The 16,424-nt window shown below is 43.8% G+C and carries 14 protein-coding genes and 1 riboswitch; of the genes, 8 read left to right on the forward strand and 6 right to left on the reverse strand.

Annotated elements, in window-relative coordinates:
- The first annotated feature begins 69 nt into the window (after positions 1–69).
- Positions 70–161: riboswitch (TPP riboswitch) on the forward strand.
- A gap of 188 nt (positions 162–349) precedes the next feature.
- From V3V99_07895 to V3V99_07910, 4 genes are all read left to right on the forward strand, one after another.
- Positions 350–2,794, forward strand: coding sequence for a TonB-dependent receptor (locus V3V99_07895; protein MEE9442575.1), 2,445 nt, complete (start codon positions 350–352; stop codon positions 2,792–2,794).
- A gap of 6 nt (positions 2,795–2,800) precedes the next feature.
- A complete protein-coding gene (locus V3V99_07900; protein MEE9442576.1) occupies positions 2,801–4,177 on the forward strand; it encodes a sodium:solute symporter family protein in 1,377 nt (458 codons plus the stop codon).
- 545 nt (positions 4,178–4,722) lie between these two features.
- Positions 4,723–5,892 (forward strand): Fic family protein, encoded by a 1,170-nt coding sequence (locus V3V99_07905; protein ID MEE9442577.1) that lies wholly within the window; start codon positions 4,723–4,725, stop codon positions 5,890–5,892.
- A 2-nt stretch (positions 5,893–5,894) separates the two neighbouring features.
- A complete protein-coding gene (locus V3V99_07910; GenBank protein ID MEE9442578.1) occupies positions 5,895–7,004 on the forward strand; it encodes a hypothetical protein in 1,110 nt (369 codons plus the stop codon).
- A 160-nt stretch (positions 7,005–7,164) separates the two neighbouring features.
- Here V3V99_07910 and V3V99_07915 read toward each other — a convergent pair whose 3' ends face one another.
- From V3V99_07915 to V3V99_07935, 5 genes are all read right to left on the reverse strand, one after another.
- On the reverse strand, positions 7,165–7,779 hold the full coding sequence (locus V3V99_07915; protein MEE9442579.1) for a LysE family translocator: 615 nt from the start codon (positions 7,777–7,779) through the stop codon (positions 7,165–7,167).
- 39 nt (positions 7,780–7,818) lie between these two features.
- A complete protein-coding gene (locus V3V99_07920; GenBank protein ID MEE9442580.1) occupies positions 7,819–7,968 on the reverse strand; it encodes a hypothetical protein in 150 nt (49 codons plus the stop codon).
- Positions 7,969–8,100 carry a hypothetical protein gene (locus tag V3V99_07925; protein MEE9442581.1) on the reverse strand — a complete coding sequence of 44 codons (132 nt, stop codon included), beginning with the start codon at positions 8,098–8,100 and terminating at the stop codon, positions 7,969–7,971.
- Between the two features lie 71 nt (positions 8,101–8,171).
- Positions 8,172–9,197: an ABC transporter ATP-binding protein gene (locus V3V99_07930; GenBank protein ID MEE9442582.1), complete on the reverse strand. Its 1,026-nt coding sequence runs from the start codon at positions 9,195–9,197 to the stop codon at positions 8,172–8,174.
- A 1-nt stretch (position 9,198) separates the two neighbouring features.
- Positions 9,199–10,302 (reverse strand): DNA replication/repair protein RecF, encoded by a 1,104-nt coding sequence (locus V3V99_07935; protein ID MEE9442583.1) that lies wholly within the window; start codon positions 10,300–10,302, stop codon positions 9,199–9,201.
- 85 nt (positions 10,303–10,387) lie between these two features.
- Between V3V99_07935 and V3V99_07940 the strand changes: the two genes are divergently transcribed.
- The 4 genes from V3V99_07940 (at position 10,388) to V3V99_07955 (ending at position 15,607) form a co-directional block, all read left to right on the forward strand.
- Positions 10,388–11,344 (forward strand): NAD(P)-dependent oxidoreductase, encoded by a 957-nt coding sequence (locus V3V99_07940; GenBank protein ID MEE9442584.1) that lies wholly within the window; start codon positions 10,388–10,390, stop codon positions 11,342–11,344.
- 25 nt (positions 11,345–11,369) lie between these two features.
- On the forward strand, positions 11,370–12,131 hold the full coding sequence (locus V3V99_07945; protein MEE9442585.1) for a nitroreductase family protein: 762 nt from the start codon (positions 11,370–11,372) through the stop codon (positions 12,129–12,131).
- 125 nt (positions 12,132–12,256) lie between these two features.
- Positions 12,257–14,257 (forward strand): hypothetical protein, encoded by a 2,001-nt coding sequence (locus V3V99_07950; GenBank protein ID MEE9442586.1) that lies wholly within the window; start codon positions 12,257–12,259, stop codon positions 14,255–14,257.
- 492 nt (positions 14,258–14,749) lie between these two features.
- Positions 14,750–15,607 (forward strand): hypothetical protein, encoded by an 858-nt coding sequence (locus tag V3V99_07955; GenBank protein MEE9442587.1) that lies wholly within the window; start codon positions 14,750–14,752, stop codon positions 15,605–15,607.
- Here the strand turns inward: V3V99_07955 and V3V99_07960 are convergent, their stop codons facing one another.
- Positions 15,608–16,393: an SDR family oxidoreductase gene (locus V3V99_07960; protein ID MEE9442588.1), complete on the reverse strand. Its 786-nt coding sequence runs from the start codon at positions 16,391–16,393 to the stop codon at positions 15,608–15,610. It abuts the gene before it with no gap.
- Positions 16,394–16,424 lie beyond the last annotated feature (31 nt).

A 16,424-nucleotide genomic window follows, 5' to 3' on the forward strand; every position in this document is an offset into this window, starting at 1 on the left:
ATTCCTTTAATTGTAAAATTCCCTTGTTTTAATTTTCCTTCCGTTGTATACTTGAGACAAATATCGGATAAATTCCGTTGGGGGTGGCGATAACGGCCTGAGATCATACCCCCGAACCTGATCCGGGTAATGCCGGCGGAGGAAAACGGTATGGCTATTTACATTGTGCGGTCTCACCCGCCTGAATTTCTTTTAACTGAGCCTTACGATAAAACTAACGTCGCCTGCCGTGTAATTTTTGTTTGCGGTGCCTGCATAGTGGTGTAGAGCACGGTATCGCGGGCATCAAACAGTCTAAGCGGCAGGCGGCCTTAGATAACCTTATTTCTCGAAGAGGGAGGGAAAAAGTATGAAGCGGCGTTTTTTCTTCACGATTTTATTGATGGCTTGGTTTAGTTGCCACGGATATGCCGAAGAAATTCGGATAAACGGACAGGTAATAGATGAAAACAAATTGCCGATTGCCCATGTTAACGTGAAGTCGGAAAATATCGCACAAAACGTTCAAACGGATGAAAACGGTCGCTTTTCGGTTGTTCTCATTTCTTCCGGCTCATCGCGTTTAAACTTTTCGCATGCCGGTTACGTCCCCGCATCGGTTGATATCCATCCCGGCGATGACAATATCACTATTGCAATGACCACCCAGGTTCATCCAATGCAGGGAATTACCGTTACCGTTGGCCGAGCCGTCCCGGGGCAGTCTCCGGTTTCCTTTCAAAATATCAGCCGTGAGACAATCGACCGAGATATGGATATCGGTGAAGTGCCCGAACTTCTGGAACTAACCCCCAACCTGTATAGTTATTCCGATGCCGGAGGTGGACTCGGATACAGCTATCTCAGTATCCGGGGATTCAACGCCCGGCGGGCGCCGGTTTATATCAACGGCGTACCCCTCAACGACCCCGAAGACCATGCTCTTTATTTTATCGATCTTCCCGATTTCGCTTCGCATCTGGACAACGTCCAGGTCCAGCGCGGCGTCGGCAACTCACTTTATGGCGATCCTTCGTTCGGAGGCTCCGTTAATCTCCTGACGAGCGTCCTGACTCACGATAGACAAGCAGTCCTCGAAACCGGCTACGGCGGTTTCTGGCAGGATGGAAATAATATCGGATTGATGCGCAAGCAATCGGTTTTTTATTCCAGCGGACTTTTGGACAACGGCTGGTCGTTATCGGGACGATGGGTCAAACAGTTTTCCGACGGTTATCGTGAAAACTCCTGGTATGACGGAACTGCCTATTATCTTTCTCTCGGTCGCGTAGATCCCAGGATGATTACAACCGTCAATATTTACGGCGGCCCGATCAAGACTCACGCCGCCTGGGACGGCATCGACCGACTTACCTTGTCGACGAATCGCCGCGCCAATTGGTACACTTATAGCAATGAAACCGACAATTTCAACCAACCCCATTTTGAGCTGCACAATATCTATAACGTCTCCGAAAAAATGACGCTCAATAACACCATCTATCATATTCGCGGCGAAGGTTTCTATGAGCAATTAAAAGGCGGTGAAGATTTATACGAATATAATTTATCCGAAACCAGCGGAGTTTTAACCAGCGATTTAGTCCGCCGTAAATGGGTCGAGAAATATCAGACGGGCATAAATAGTCACGTTGATTATAATGACGGCAAAAAACAGATTGTCCTCGGAGGGTCCTACTACTTCTTTGAATCGGAGCACTGGGGCGAAGTTATCTGGGCCGAAGAGTTAACCCCGTCGATTGTCAATGAAAAAGCTCCCTTCAAATACTATGAATATTTTGGCAAATACCACAATATGTCAGCCTACACTTCTTTGAATTACGCTCTCAATGATCGTGTCAATCTATCCGGCAATATTCAGTTGCGTTATTTGTACAAAAATATCCATATCACGCCCCAGGGAATATTCGACCCGACCATGTATGCCCTCGACTGGCTGTTTCTATCTCCGCGGGTGGGAATTAATTATTCCCACAATGACAAGTTGTCGTCCTATTTCAGTTTCTCAGTTGCCTCACATGAACCGAACGATGACATGATCGATGACGCCGACGATCCCTTTGATGCGCCGCGGCTGGACATCATCGACGATAGTATAATTCCCGTCGTGTACGGTAACGCCACCGTCGGATCGGAACGGATTTATGATTTCGAGCTCGGCGTCAATTACCGTATCTCAGAATTGACTTTGGACGGCAACCTGTTCTGGATGGAATACCGCAACGCCCTCGTCCCTGACGGCGGATTGACCGATGATGGCTTCCCCACGTATGGTAACGCCGAACGGTCATTGCATCGCGGGATAGAATTGGCCGGGGCGTATAAAATCCGAGATAACCTGCAAGTCGAAGGCAATATCGCTCTCAATGATTTCTGGATCAAAGAATACGATCAGCATAATTGGGACGGCACGATAACCCAACATCAAGATGTAGCCACGCCCAATTTCCCCAAATATATCACCAATCTGGCTTTTGATTATTCAATCGGCGCCTTCGAATTCGTTTATCGCATCCGCGCCGTGGGGCGTCAGTTTATTTCTCTCGATGGCCGCTATACCGATGTTGAAGGCGAATCGGTTGATATATCCATCGCGCCTTCTACCATTTCATCATTGAAGGCAATTATGAACCTGGGAACCTTGCTAAACGCGACCAACTTTCAAATAGAAGGTCGAGTCAATAATCTCTTTAACGAAAAGTATGAGACTTTCGGTTATCGTTGGGGAGATTATTTCGCCTACTGGCCGGCCGCCGAAAGAAACTGGTTTGTCAATTTGAAAATGACTATATAATATCTCATGCTGAGCTGGTTTGACAGCGGCCTGATTTATCTCTATTTGGCTTCGTTACTTATCTTCGCCCTGATTGGGCTGAAAAGAAAAAACGGCACTCGCGAAAACCTGATTCTGGCCGGGAGACGCCTCACGCTCCCGGCCTTTGTCGCGACTCTCGTTTCCACGTGGTATGGAGGCATTCTCGGAGTTGGAGAATTCTCGTTTCTTTACGGTATTTCCAACTGGCTCGTCTTCGGCATCCCGTATTACCTCGCGGCGGCCATATTCGCGATATTTCTGGCCAAACGCGCCCGGTCGTCGGCTGAAATTACTATCCCGGAGAGATTATACAAATTCTACGGACCGGCTGCCTCCGTCGCCGGGTCATCGATTCTCATCATCGTCACTTTGCCGGTCGCCTATGTTCTCATGGTTGGCGTTCTGTTAAATATTATTTTCTCCATCCCAATCTGGGTCGGCATTATCGGTGGGACGTTTTTTTCGGTAATCTATGTCATGACCGGTGGTTTCCGCGCTGTTATATGGACCGACGTCTTTCAATTCATCCTGATGTTTGTCGGCTTTATAATTCTCCTGGTTTTCTGCTTCACCTCCTTCGGCGGTTTTGAATATTTAAAATTCAATCTACCCGAGACCCACTTTACCGCTTCGGGAGGCAACAGTGTCGGGTACATCGCTCTCTGGTATATAATCGCCCTGGCGACTTTGGTTGAACCGGCTTTTTATCAACGCTGTTTCGCGGCCAAATCGGAAGCCATCGCGCGAAAAGGTATCTTTGTTTCGATCCTGTTCTGGATGTTTTTTGACCTCATGACGACTACATGCGGACTCTATGCCCGAGCGATCCTGCCCCATCTCGATAATCCTGTGGCCGCCTATCCGTCTCTGGCAATGACGATCCTGCCCGCCGGGCTTCTGGGCCTTTTTCTGTTGTCACTTCTGGCGACAATTATGTCAACCGTCGATTCCTATATGTTTTTGGCCGCGACGACTATCAGCCATGACCTGTTCTGGAGATTCAAGAAATTCGACGAATCCGGAATCGGGCGTTACACCGCCCTCGGTCTTCTGATATCATCAATCGGCACAATCGGCATCGCGATTGTCTCCGACTCGGTCGTGGATATCTGGCATGATTTCGGATCGGTCGGTACAGCGGCGTTACTTCTGCCTCTTCTTACATCATACTGGGGCAGATACAAATTCTCCAATCGCGGCGCGCTGTTATCCATCATCCTTTCCTCGACTTTGACGGCTTTGGGCTTATTCTATCCCCGCCTCTCCGGTCAAAACGAATATCTCTTCGGCATCGAACCGATCTTCATCGGCCTGGCCGTATCGCTAATTATGTTTTTCATTACCCGAACAAAAAAATATTGATACCATAAAAAAACCGTCCGGCCAATTCAATAATGATTGAATTATATATAAATTGTTGCGCCCAGTATGTAATCATGATATTTTGGGCATAACCGGTAATTCAATTAATGTATCCGGTCGTAAATAAAATAATTGATAGCCGAAGATCAGAGTGGTTAAATGTTGCGCCGAGTTAATGGAGACAGGAGTTGAGGGAAGGCTCCTGCCTGTTTATTTTGGGGTAAGTTTTTATAAGTCCTGCCCGAAAACTATGCAACCCAAATCCATAAATCAGACTAAGAACTATTATAACAATAAGTTATGAGAATTTTAAGCCAATTGCCAATTTCTTATTAAAATTTAGGCCCCAAATTTAAATAACGATTTTCTTATTAAAAAAACTTAAATAAAGATTTCCTTATTAAAATTTAAGCCGATAATTTAAATAAGAGCTTGATTTTTGACGCCTTATTAAAATTTTGTGCATAAGAAATAGTCTTATTAAAGAAAACGCTTGAATTTTTAATAAGGAGTTATTATAATTAGAACAAATAAGTGAGGGAATTATGAATCGAGGACAAACGGGTAAATACATTACAATCTCAACGGCGGGCGAAAATTGCAGTGCATTTATTCCAAATCCACTCCCCCCTGACCCCGAAATAAAAATAAATGCTGAGTTGCATGATCTGTCAGATAATGCCCTTTGGGCCCTTGGGCAGCTGGACGGACTCACTAAAATATTGCCCGAATCATCATTGTTTCTTTATATGTACGTCCACAAGGAGGCAGTACTCTCATCTCAGATTGAGGGCACCCAATCATCGCTATCCGACCTTCTACTGCATGAATCGGAAGAATTGCCCGGAGTGCCCGGGGATGACGATGTCCAGATTACGTCCAACTATATTGCGGCGATGAACCACGGGCTGGATCGGGTTCGCCAGAATTTTCCAATTTCTTCACGATTGATCCGCGAGATACATGAAGTCCTCCTATCCCGCGGGAGAGGTAGCGATAAGAATCCAGGTGAATTTCGCCGGTCACAGAATTGGATTGGTGGGACGAGGCCCGGAAATGCCAGATTCGTGCCTCCGCCCCCGGAATTTATTGCCGAGGGCATGAGCAATCTCGAAAAATATATACACAATGATCCGGTCTCAACGCCGACTCTTTTAAAGGCAGCCATTAGCCATGTTCAGTTTGAGACTATCCATCCATTTCTTGACGGAAACGGTCGTCTGGGAAGGCTTTTAATTACGCTTCTTTTGTGCTCGGAGAGAAAATTGAGGCAACCAATGCTTTATTTAAGTCTCTTCTTCAAAACGCACAGGGAAGAATATTATAAATTGCTTCAGCGTGTTCGGACCGACGGCGAGTGGAAAGAATGGGTTGAATTTTTTATGACTGGAGTTTTGGAAACATCAAATCAGGCTGTTGATACTGCGCGGCGTTTAATTAAATTATTTGAATCCGACGGAGAAAAAATAAAAAAAGGCGGCCGTCGCGCGGGTTCAGCGCTGCGGGCGTTTAACTGTTTGCAAAATTATCCTGTCTCGACAATTAAGAAGATTGCAAAAGAGTCGGGACTGTCTATCCCTACAGTGAATAGGGTATTGCAGTCTTTGATTAAGATGGGAATTGTGAGAGAAATCACCGATCGCCGCCGCAATCGCCGTTTTGTCTATGATGAATATCTGAAAATCCTCAGCGAAGGAACAGAACCGATTGGGTAAAGATGAAAATGAGTATTAATAACAACTGCCAAAAACAAGTACTTATTTTAGGAGCTGGCGCATCCGCGCATGCGGGTTTTCCGTTAATTTCTGAATTTAGAGATAGCATATTTTCAGAAAACGTAATTCAGAAATATAAAGACGATGGTTGCACTCCCGAAAATCGCATCTATGATTATTATTATAGCGTGCAGAATTTGTGGGAAAAATGTCCTGATAAAAATATCGAGCAGATGATTAAATTGATGAGTAATCCTTCACGCCCCGAATATAAAAGCGCTATTTCTTCAATAATAACGGCTCAAGATTCAGAAGAGTTGGGAAAACAATATTTCTGTAATCCAGCAAAATATTGTATAGTACATTCATTTGACAAAATATCCAATAAGAGTGATTTGACGACCCCTTACATGAAATTGGTTGAAAGATTTGAGGGGACTATTATAACATTTAATTGGGACAACATGCTTGATAAATGCTTAAAAAAATATTTAAATATTGATTGGCCTCAAATTGGCATGATAGATGATTCTAAAATACAATATTTGAAACTGCACGGATCATTCGATACCTTTTATTGTCTTAATTGTAATGAGATTTTCATGCCGAATTTAGAGCTATTGTTTTCCGATATCTATATGTCAAAAATTAAGTGCCCGCTTTGTGGTTCGGAAGAAAGGAGAGAAAAAAATGTTAACGACAATCCCATTCATGAATTATATCATTATAATAGCGAACCATTGATGATTGGTTTCTCTTCTGATAAGAAAAACGAATTATTTGGGAAATGTGCCCTTGTCAATCAATGGAATTTTTCGAGAAAGGCAATTCTTGCATGCGAGCAATTGACATTTATTGGATTTTCGATGAACGAAACTGATGATCATCTTTATTTATTTTTCGATTCGATTTTTAGATGTCGTGAAAAAGACCTCAACATTACCGTAATTGATCCTAAAGCGAATAAACAACTAATTAGAAATTATCTAACATTTTTAGGACATGAGGCAAAAATTAATCAGAAAAGCACTAATTTCAGAATTCAAAAATACAATTGTCAAATTTCAGTTAATTTCGAAAAAAGCAATTTTGAAAATTATTGCAACAAGTAGTTTGCCATTAATGGAATGTAGGCATTTGATTCTCCATATCATTTGCGGACGGCTTAAATAGCAGCCTCACCCACCCCCCAAACAAATAAACCTTCTCAGAATTGATCGTCAGTGTCACTTAGGGGCCTTCATGCTTCTTCTTTACCGGCCATATCCCCAATCAGTCTTTGACTGCCAACGCCACTCCGGCGGATATCATCGCCACACCGGAACATCTATTGAGATTTCTTCGACCCCTCTTGCTTTGAATTAGAATTCGGGCCTTATTTGCGGCAAGTGAATAAGTCAGCAGAACGGTTGCCAGTGTTAGAATGACAATTATTGCGGTGGCCAAAACATCTGCGTAATTCAAAACCTCAAGATCAATGAACACGGGAAGAAAACTAAGATAGAATACTATGGCCTTGGGATTCCCGAGCGTTATCGATATCCCGCTAAGGAAACTTGATCCCGGCGAGGCGGTTTGTTTGAATTTAGAAGTTTGCGTCTCTATCTTCGATGTCCAGGTTCGATAGCCAAGCCAAATCAAATAGATTGCGCCGCAGTATTTTACGATCATGAAAAAGCTACCCAAAAGCTCAGCGACAGCGACCAAGCCATAAATAGCCATAAAAAGAAAGATCAAATCTCCTATAATAATTCCAAGGATAACAAATGCACTCATCTTTGGGCCGGAAGTAAGAGATCGTGATACACACGCAAGAACACCCGGACCCGGTGTAATGACCATCAAAAATAAAACTCCCGTAAACGCTATCAACTCGTTGGTGCTCATAATACGTTCCCAATCAGCGCCCGCCCAACGGGCTTTTTTTCAATCCTTTTTCCTCTTACTCCGAATCCGAGCCGATTTGAATTGTTCCCTCGCCCGCCCGGCCGCAACCGCCATCACAATCGATTGTACCGCTCCCAATTCTTCACTGGTAATACCCTCTTCTTTGGCAACGCCAAAGTAATCTTCCATTCATGGATAACATCCCATAGCGATGGCCGAGGCCAGATGAATCATCAGCGTCGTTTTCGGCTCAAGAATATCGTTAAATCTGGCCGAATCATAAAAGGCGTTATACGCCTTAAGTTGTTTGTCCGGTAACATCTTTCTTCTCCCGTCTTTATTGTTCTCCACCAGTTATCTCAAAATTATTTTTGATGAAAATCCCTATTATGTCATGATTCCCCAAACAAATAGACCTTCCCCGGATTAATCGTCAGCGTCACTTTGCGGCCGGGGTGGAATTGCCGAGTGTGATTGTCAACCGTTACCGTAAAAGTCATTTCTCTGGTTTTCACACGCAGATAACTAACCGCCCCGATATATTCAATCGATTCAATCGTTCCCTCAATCCCGCTATCGCCTCCGAGCGAAATATGTTCCGGACGTATCCCGATTGTATAACGCCCGTCTTTGACATCCCGGCCAAAAATAATCGGCAATTTCCTGCCCATCCCGCCCGACAGCTCATCCTCATAAAGATTAATTGGCGGCGTCCCGATAAACGATGCCACGAACTTATCGGTCGGGCGTTCATAAATCTCAGTCGGCGTTCCCCGCTGATGAATAATCCCGTCTTTGATAACGACCATCTTATCAGCCATCGTCAACGCCTCGGTTTGATCATGCGTCACATAAATCATCGTCACACCGATTTTCTTCTGCAACGCGACAATCTCCCGGCGCATCTTGAGTCTCAAAGACGCGTCCAGATTCGAAAGCGGCTCATCGAGCAAAAATATCGAGGGTTTGCGAATAAGACCCCGTCCCAGAGCGACCCGCTGTCGCTGCCCCCCCGACAACTGCGCCGGACGTCGATTTAGAAATTCATCGAGCTCCAAAAGCGTCGCTGTCTCCGCCACCGCTTTTTTGATGTTCTCTTTTGATACCCTGGAAACTTTGAGAGGAAAAGCGATATTATCAAATACCGTCATGTGCGGATAGAGGGCGTAATTTTGAAAGACCATCGCCGTTTTGCGCTTCTGCGGTTCGACGCCCGTAATATCTTTCCCATCGAGAATAATTTGTCCGGTATCTGGAAATTCCAGACCGGCGACAAGCCTCAATATCGTCGATTTGCCGCATCCGGAAGGCCCCAGTACGACCAAAAGCTCGCCCGATTTGACTTCCAGATTGATATCTCTCAGGACGACATTGCCATCGAACGACTTGGTCAGTTTTTTCATTTCAAGTCCCGACATATTATTTTTCTTCCACGACGCCTTCGGAAATATAGAATATTTTCGCTTTTTTCATAAGCGGCTCTGGGGGTTTCACCGCCGCCGTCAAGAATATCTGATCGAATCTGTCAAATAACCCGGCCAGGTTTTCTCTCCGCAATCCGTCCAGTTCGGCGAAAATCTCATCGAGAAGTAAAATCGGCTTTTCATGCGTGCGGCTTTCCAAAAAATTCGCCGTCGCCATCATCACCGCGATCGCCGCGCTGCGTTGTTCCCCCATTGAACCATATCCTTTGGCCGGAAACCCCCCGATCCGGAACTCGATATCATCCCGATGCGGCCCCACAATAGCAGTCTGCAAAATCGATTCTTTCTGACGATTGGCATTTATTTTTTGCTCAAAGCGCTTTTCAATCTCATCAAAATCATCATACTCGACATTCGGCTTATATCTCAGAGTAAACGATGGTAACCCGTCCGAAGTTTCCTGCCCGGCAATCTGGGCATAATATCCGGGAGCCAGAGCCTGTAAAAAATGGATTAACCGATGCCGTGCGACAATTATCTTCGCCCCCAGTTGAACCATCAGCGGATCAAATGGACATTCGTCGCCCGATCCGTTTTTCAAAAATGAATTTTTCTGCGCCAACGCCTTATTATAATCACTCAAATCGATCAAATAGCTCGGCGACGCCTGCGACAGGTACAAATCCAAAAACCGCCGCCGCACCGAAGGCGACCCTGAAAATAAAGTCACATCCTCGGGAGCCATCGAAATCAAATGAAACAATTGATACAGCTTCGACATCCGCACCGGATTTTCATCGACCATGATTTTCTTGCGTCCGCCTATTTGATATGCGCAGGCGATCTCGGTCGCCGAATTTTCCTCACCCAGATATCCGACCCCCTCCAGTCGAAAAAAATCCTCGTCGCATTCCCGAACCATCATCGCGTCGCGCGCCCCGCGCTGACTGCGTCCCAAACAGAGTGTAAATATCGCCTCCAGCAGATTCGTTTTCCCCGCAGCATTCTTGCCGTAAAAGATATTGACATTCCCGGAAAGAAAAATCTCAGCCTTCGAAAAATTACGGAAATTCGTCAAACCCAATGATTCCAGTCTCATGCGGTCAAACTAACGAAACCGGCTCTAAAACGAAAGCAATTTCAAGCCGGGCTTGCGCAGAATCTTTTCATGTTTATATTGTCTCATGCCTTGCCACGTCCATTTACATCAGGATTTTGATGACGACTGGATAAGAGAATTTACCGCCCGCCTCGATTCGTCAATCACGCTTTCCATCGGTCCCGATGTATCATCAAGTACCAATATTCTCATCGCCGGAGTCCCCGAAGCAAAACATCTGGAGGCATCAAAAGCTCTAACCACCCTCGTCATTCCCTGGGCCGGACTCCCCAAAGCGACCCGGGTGCTATTGAAAGATTATCCCCATATAGAGATATATAACATCCATCATAACGCCGGGGTCGTCGCCGAACATGCCGTAGCTCTGATGATGGCGCTGGCCCGGAATTTGATCCCGACCGATAAAACCTTCCGCGCCAATGACTGGACGCCCCGCTACGACAAAACTTCAATAATGCAGCTCAAAGGAAAAAGAGCATTGATTTTGGGCTATGGCGCCATTGGCCATGAAATTGGAAAGATCTGCCGGACGCTGGGGATGAAAATCGTGGGAATAAAGAAAAATCATGATGCCAGCGAAGGCGCCTATCCCGTTTCTGAATTGCCGGTATTTCTGCCCAAAACTAATGTGTTTTTTGTTTGCCTGCCTATGACGCCCAACACGCTGGGGATGATTGGCAAAAATGAATTATCGCTTCTCCCAGATAATGCTATTATCATAAATATTGGGAGAGGGGCAATAATAAATGAAGAAGCCCTCTACAACGAATTAAAATCAGGCCGCCTCAAGGCCGGGCTCGACGTTTGGTATCAATACCCCAAAAAGGAAAAAATCTGGACGATTTTCCCGCCCTCAAAATTCGATTTCGCCTCGCTCGAAAATGTTATTATGACTCCGCATCTGGCCGGGCATTCGGATATGGTTGAAAAAGAACGCATAGCCGAACTGGCCGAACTTATAAATAATATCGCATCGGGGAATAAACCCCAAACCCAAGTCGATATTAACCGCGGCTACTAAAAAATAATTTTAGGGAGATAAAGCCATGATATCCAATCCCGTAATCGATGCCATGATGAATCGTAAATCACTTCGCAAATACACCGATGAAATGCCCTCCGACGAAGTCATCGAAACCATCGTCCGCGCCGGACAGCAGGCTCCGTTCGCGGCGCAAGCCTGTTCGCTTCTCTTAAAACGGGGAGATAAACATATCCCCTTCAAAGCCCCCCTGCTTTTTACTATCTGCGTTGACCGCCACAAACTCGCGCTTATCATGAAAAAACGAAACTGGGATATGAAATCATGCGATTTATTAATGCTTCTTTTTGGCTTGCAGGATGCCGTTCTCATGGCCGAAAATATCGTTATCGCCGCCGAGAGCCTCGGCATGGGCAGTTGTTTTCTGGGCCATCCACCCTTCTCGGCCAAAACCATAAAGCAGAAATACAATCTACCCGAAGGAGTTTATCCCATTGTCCAGCTCACCGTCGGTTATGCCGCCGAAGAAAAACCGACCCGCCCGCGCTACCCTCTTGACTACTTTTTATTCGAAGACAAATACCCGGAATTTTCCGACGAGACGATTGAGAATGCAATGAAAGTAATGGACGAAGGTTTTCTATCTCAGGATTATTACAACTACCTCAACGCCAAGATTCTGCTTGAAGGCGGCCGCGAGGAGACATACACATTGGAAAATTACTCTTGGACCGAACACATGGGCCGCAAATGGGGCCAATGGTGGCCCTCCCCAAAAAACCTCCTCGAAAACCTCAAAGCCTGCGGATTTGATGTTGGGGGGTGATTTTTCAAATTATTCCGGCAGGTCTTGGACGGCGGGTGTGACCTGTCGGATGAAAATATATTGTGTTTGACCAAATAGCCATAATGTAATATATTATAATAAATTCAAAATCTTGGGGAATTTTTATGGGATGCAAATATGAAGGCTGCCTTAACGGGGATAAACATAATGGTTATTGTGAGTTTCATTCGTACCGAGTTAATCACTCAATTCCACCTGAACGCTTTGCTGAGTTGCTTCAAAAACAGATAGATGAAGAAAATTGTAATTTCGCTGGATACAAATTTCCGCACTCAATTAATTTCCACGATAAAACATTTAATAGTTTCGTTAATTTTGAGAATGCGGAATTTCATGGGAAGATTAGTTTTTCTAAAACAAAGTTTTTGCACGGAGTAAGTTTTCTGAAGGCCAAGTTTTTCTCAACAGTTGATTTCTCGAACACTAAGTATTCAAAAGTTGTCAGGTTTAAAGGATTAACTGCAGAGTATTCGATTGATTTCACTGAAGCTGAATTCAGAGCAGAAAATATTGATTTTTCCCATCTTAGACTTCAGGAGTCAAACGTAATATTTAAAGACGCAAAGTTTTTCAATGGCAATGTTGATTTCTCTAATTCAAGTTTTGGAAACGTGGATTTTAAAAATGCCAAATTTTGCTGTTTTGCAAATACCGTAACGTTTGAAAGAATGCGTGCCAATAATGGTGATATTTTATTTTCTGATGTTGAAATAGCAGCATTCAAAACGATATTTCGGGGTACTGAAGTTCAAAAAGGATCAGCACAACTTAATTTTAAGTCTATTTACGCCGAAACGATCGATTTTGCAGAATGTAAATTCATTGGTGGTGGTGCAAATTTTAGCAATAGTAAGTTGGTGGGTGACCATATTATGTTTCAAGATTGTGATTTCTCTGGTGGACATGCACTATTTTACGATACGTACTTTGAGGCTAATGCAATTGAATTTACTGGAAGCAAATTCACTGGTGGGGACGCATTATTTACCTTCGCAAAATTTATTGGCGGAAATATTGTATTTGAGAGGTGTGAGTTTGCTCATAGGATTAATTTTGTAGAGAATACAATCTCAGATGGTTTAGATTTTGTAGATTTAAAGTTATCCCAACAAACGAAATTCTATTTTCGTAATCCCCAATTCCTAACCACACAATCAAAACCACCCAGGATTTTATTTGATCGTGTACATTTCAATCCCCTTCTAACTTTTTTTGATGGAATAAAGATTGACGTGCCTGGCAATAAACTTCCGTTAGAGCAACGACCAATATTTTTGTTCCGTTATTGCCAATTGAAAGATGTCCATTTTTCAAACTGCGATATGAGTATGATATCATTTTTCACAAGTCCTTTCTTTGAACAGGCACATTTTGTTTCTGTAAAATGGTATAGTCAAAGGGAAAAAATATTTCGGATTTTCGCGTTTAATAGAAGCATAATTATAGAGGATGAAATACTAAGAAAGCAAAAAGAGAATACGTTAAATAATGTAGAAAGGAATAAACACGTAGAGTTTTATAAATCCAGACTATTAAATGGTTATAGTAAATTAGCAACTCTATACAGACTTATGAAAACCGCTGCGGATAACGCCAAGGACTATCAGCAAGGCAGTATGTTCTATTTTAGTGAATTTGAGGTTAAAAAGTACAAATTAAGAGAAAGATTGAAAAATGAAAAATGGGTCAAGAGGTATAGCTATAAATGGATTAATCTTTTTTTATATTATATTTATAAAGTGATCGCAGGATATGGTGAGAAGCCGCATTGGAGTTTAAATTGGCTTTGCTTTTTTTCCTTTTTTGTATTTCCCATGATTCACTTATTCAACGGCATAATTCCACAAAATAAAACAATTATAAATTATGATTTTATGCGGTCTTTTCCGAATCTTATTCAGCTATTTAAAGATTATATAACTTGCATCGGATTCACTCTTGTAAAAATCATTCCCCTAAATTATTTACCCATACCCAAATTGGAATTCGCCATGCAGACAATGGGTGTGTGGGATTATATATTATCTATTTCAAATTCCGTTGTTCTCGCACTGCTTATTATCTTTACAGCAATGGGCCTCAAACGCCATTTTAGACGATTCTAAGTAGCATTTCTGCCACAAATCAGACGCTTTTTCCGAAATCATCCTATATAGTAAGATGAAGTATATTTTGAGCAGTCAAAATCACCAATTGGGACTTGTCGGGACGCGCATCGCCTGTTCCCCCACCGGGCTTTTTCCCCTCTTGAGAGGGGTGGCTCCCGTGAAACGGGAGACGAGGTGTGTTAGTAATCACCACCGATTTGATATGACCAAAAACGTTAATCTGAGGAAACAAACCCATTTTCGATTTTTGTAGGTCGCGTTCTGAGGGCGACAGCCCGAAAAACCCGACGGATTTCTGACAAAACGAACCCAATTTGTCGTAACTTACAGAGAAGGAATGAATTACGGGAATTTTTTGCGAAATAAATTGTGGATAACTCTTCTGGTGGACTCAATTTCATTGCCACAAAAAGATTCGGAACATTTCGGTATCACGTATGTAAGACAAAACGCATATGTTAATTATCCCAGGGAGTTATGGGAGGATCTATGTATAAATCAACATCAATTCTAATCGCTATTTTAGCATTTTTCTCAACCATTGCGATATGCGACTCAACTAAAACTATACAAGCGCAACAGACTCAAGAAGAAATCTCATCCGACGCCGATATTTCATCAATCCTAAAATCTGAATCTGGAGCGGACCAGGCTTATATTTGGTACCTGTTTCACTGCGGGTATGCCGTTAAGACTAAAACCAAGCTTTTGATATTTGATTATGTCCGGCGGCATTGGGTCAGGCAGGATGAACCGGAGCATCGTTCATTATCAAATGGATGGATTAATCCTGAAGAAATCAAAAATCTTGATGTCTATGTATTCGTATCACACAGCCATAAGGATCACTACGATTCCACAATTCTGGGTTGGCAGGATACGCTAAATAATATCACCTACTTTTTCGGCTGGGATGAAGCTGAAGGTTCCAAATATCACAATATGGTTGGGCCGCGCGAAATATTCAAGGAATGTAAAATCGAAGTTTATACTATCAACTCCAATCAAAATAAAATTCCGGAAGTAGCGTACCTTGTCAAAACCGACGATCTTTTTATTTATCATGGAGGAGATTATAACGGAGATATTGAATCAGATTTCGCGTTCCTGGCAACTTTCGTTGATAAACTGGACTTTATGATGGCCAATGACGGGTGCGTCGGTCAGATTACCGAGCCAATCCGTCTTTTTAAACCTGACTTGATATTCCCTGGACACTTTGGCGGGGAAGAACATAAGCGCAGAACGCTGGTCGATTGTTTACCGGAATACAATTTTGGCTGTGAAGTCAAAAGCCCGCTCAAAAGGGGCCATATGTTCAGTTATAATCGCGGAGATTACGATTAATTAATCATGTCTGTGGCTGAGCACGTGCTTACGCATCAACCATCCGAAAATTGGCGCTCTGAAGAGCCAGACCATTAGTTTGTATATTTTTCCCGGAATGACAATCGATTTATTTTTTCTCAGACCGGCCAAAGATTCATTGACCACTTTTTCGGCCGACAGCCACGCCCATTTGGGAATTTTCGCGAGATCCTCGTCGGTGTATCCGGCAGCGTCGTGAAACTCGGTATGAGTAAATCCGGGGCATAAAGACTGGACGACAATTCCATAATCGTGATATTCCATCGTCAACGACTCCGACAGCATCGTCAAATACGCTTTACTGGCACAGTACGTCCCGCCTGTCGGCGAAGGAGTAAACGACGCCACCGAGGAGACATTGATAATATTGCCTTTCCGCCGTTCGATCATCCCCGGCAGGCAGGCATGAGTCAATTTGACCGCCGCCCAGAGGTGGACGTTGAGCATTTCCTTTTGACGGTTGATATCGTACTCATGAAAACGCCCTGGCGTTCCGAACCCGGCATTGTTGACCAGAAGCGTCAAATCATCACAGCTCTGGATTTGTTCGATAACGGTATCGATGCCTGATTCAATCGAGAGGTCGGCGGCGATTGTCTCAACCGAAACCCGATGCGAATGAGTGTACGCTTCGGCATGCAAATCCAGAAGATGCTTGCGCCGTGAAGTTAGAATGAGATTATATCCCCGCGCGGCCAATTTCTCGGCAAAAACCTTTCCGATTCCTGCCGAGGCGCCGGTGATAAGAGCGGTTTGTGACTCCATATGACTATCCCTCGATTCTTAATATGATAGA

The organism is Candidatus Zixiibacteriota bacterium (genome assembly GCA_036480375.1).
GTDB lineage: Bacteria > Zixibacteria > MSB-5A5 > GN15 > JAAZOE01 > JAZGGI01.

What these genes read in the sequence shown, in the direction of transcription:
- V3V99_07895 (MEE9442575.1), top strand. Translation starts at nt 350, where the DNA reads ATGAAGCGGCGTTTTTTCTTCACGATTTTATTGATGGCTTGGTTTAGT.
- V3V99_07900 (MEE9442576.1), top strand. Translation starts at nt 2,801, where the DNA reads ATGCTGAGCTGGTTTGACAGCGGCCTGATTTATCTCTATTTGGCTTCG.
- V3V99_07905 (MEE9442577.1), top strand. Translation starts at nt 4,723, where the DNA reads ATGAATCGAGGACAAACGGGTAAATACATTACAATCTCAACGGCGGGC.
- V3V99_07910 (MEE9442578.1), top strand. Translation starts at nt 5,895, where the DNA reads ATGAAAATGAGTATTAATAACAACTGCCAAAAACAAGTACTTATTTTA.
- V3V99_07915 (MEE9442579.1), bottom strand. Translation starts at nt 7,779, where the DNA reads ATGAGCACCAACGAGTTGATAGCGTTTACGGGAGTTTTATTTTTGATG.
- V3V99_07920 (MEE9442580.1), bottom strand. Translation starts at nt 7,968, where the DNA reads ATGGAAGATTACTTTGGCGTTGCCAAAGAAGAGGGTATTACCAGTGAA.
- V3V99_07925 (MEE9442581.1), bottom strand. Translation starts at nt 8,100, where the DNA reads ATGTTACCGGACAAACAACTTAAGGCGTATAACGCCTTTTATGATTCG.
- V3V99_07930 (MEE9442582.1), bottom strand. Translation starts at nt 9,197, where the DNA reads ATGTCGGGACTTGAAATGAAAAAACTGACCAAGTCGTTCGATGGCAAT.
- V3V99_07935 (MEE9442583.1), bottom strand. Translation starts at nt 10,302, where the DNA reads ATGAGACTGGAATCATTGGGTTTGACGAATTTCCGTAATTTTTCGAAG.
- V3V99_07940 (MEE9442584.1), top strand. Translation starts at nt 10,388, where the DNA reads ATGCCTTGCCACGTCCATTTACATCAGGATTTTGATGACGACTGGATA.
- V3V99_07945 (MEE9442585.1), top strand. Translation starts at nt 11,370, where the DNA reads ATGATATCCAATCCCGTAATCGATGCCATGATGAATCGTAAATCACTT.
- V3V99_07950 (MEE9442586.1), top strand. Translation starts at nt 12,257, where the DNA reads ATGGGATGCAAATATGAAGGCTGCCTTAACGGGGATAAACATAATGGT.
- V3V99_07955 (MEE9442587.1), top strand. Translation starts at nt 14,750, where the DNA reads ATGTATAAATCAACATCAATTCTAATCGCTATTTTAGCATTTTTCTCA.
- V3V99_07960 (MEE9442588.1), bottom strand. Translation starts at nt 16,393, where the DNA reads ATGGAGTCACAAACCGCTCTTATCACCGGCGCCTCGGCAGGAATCGGA.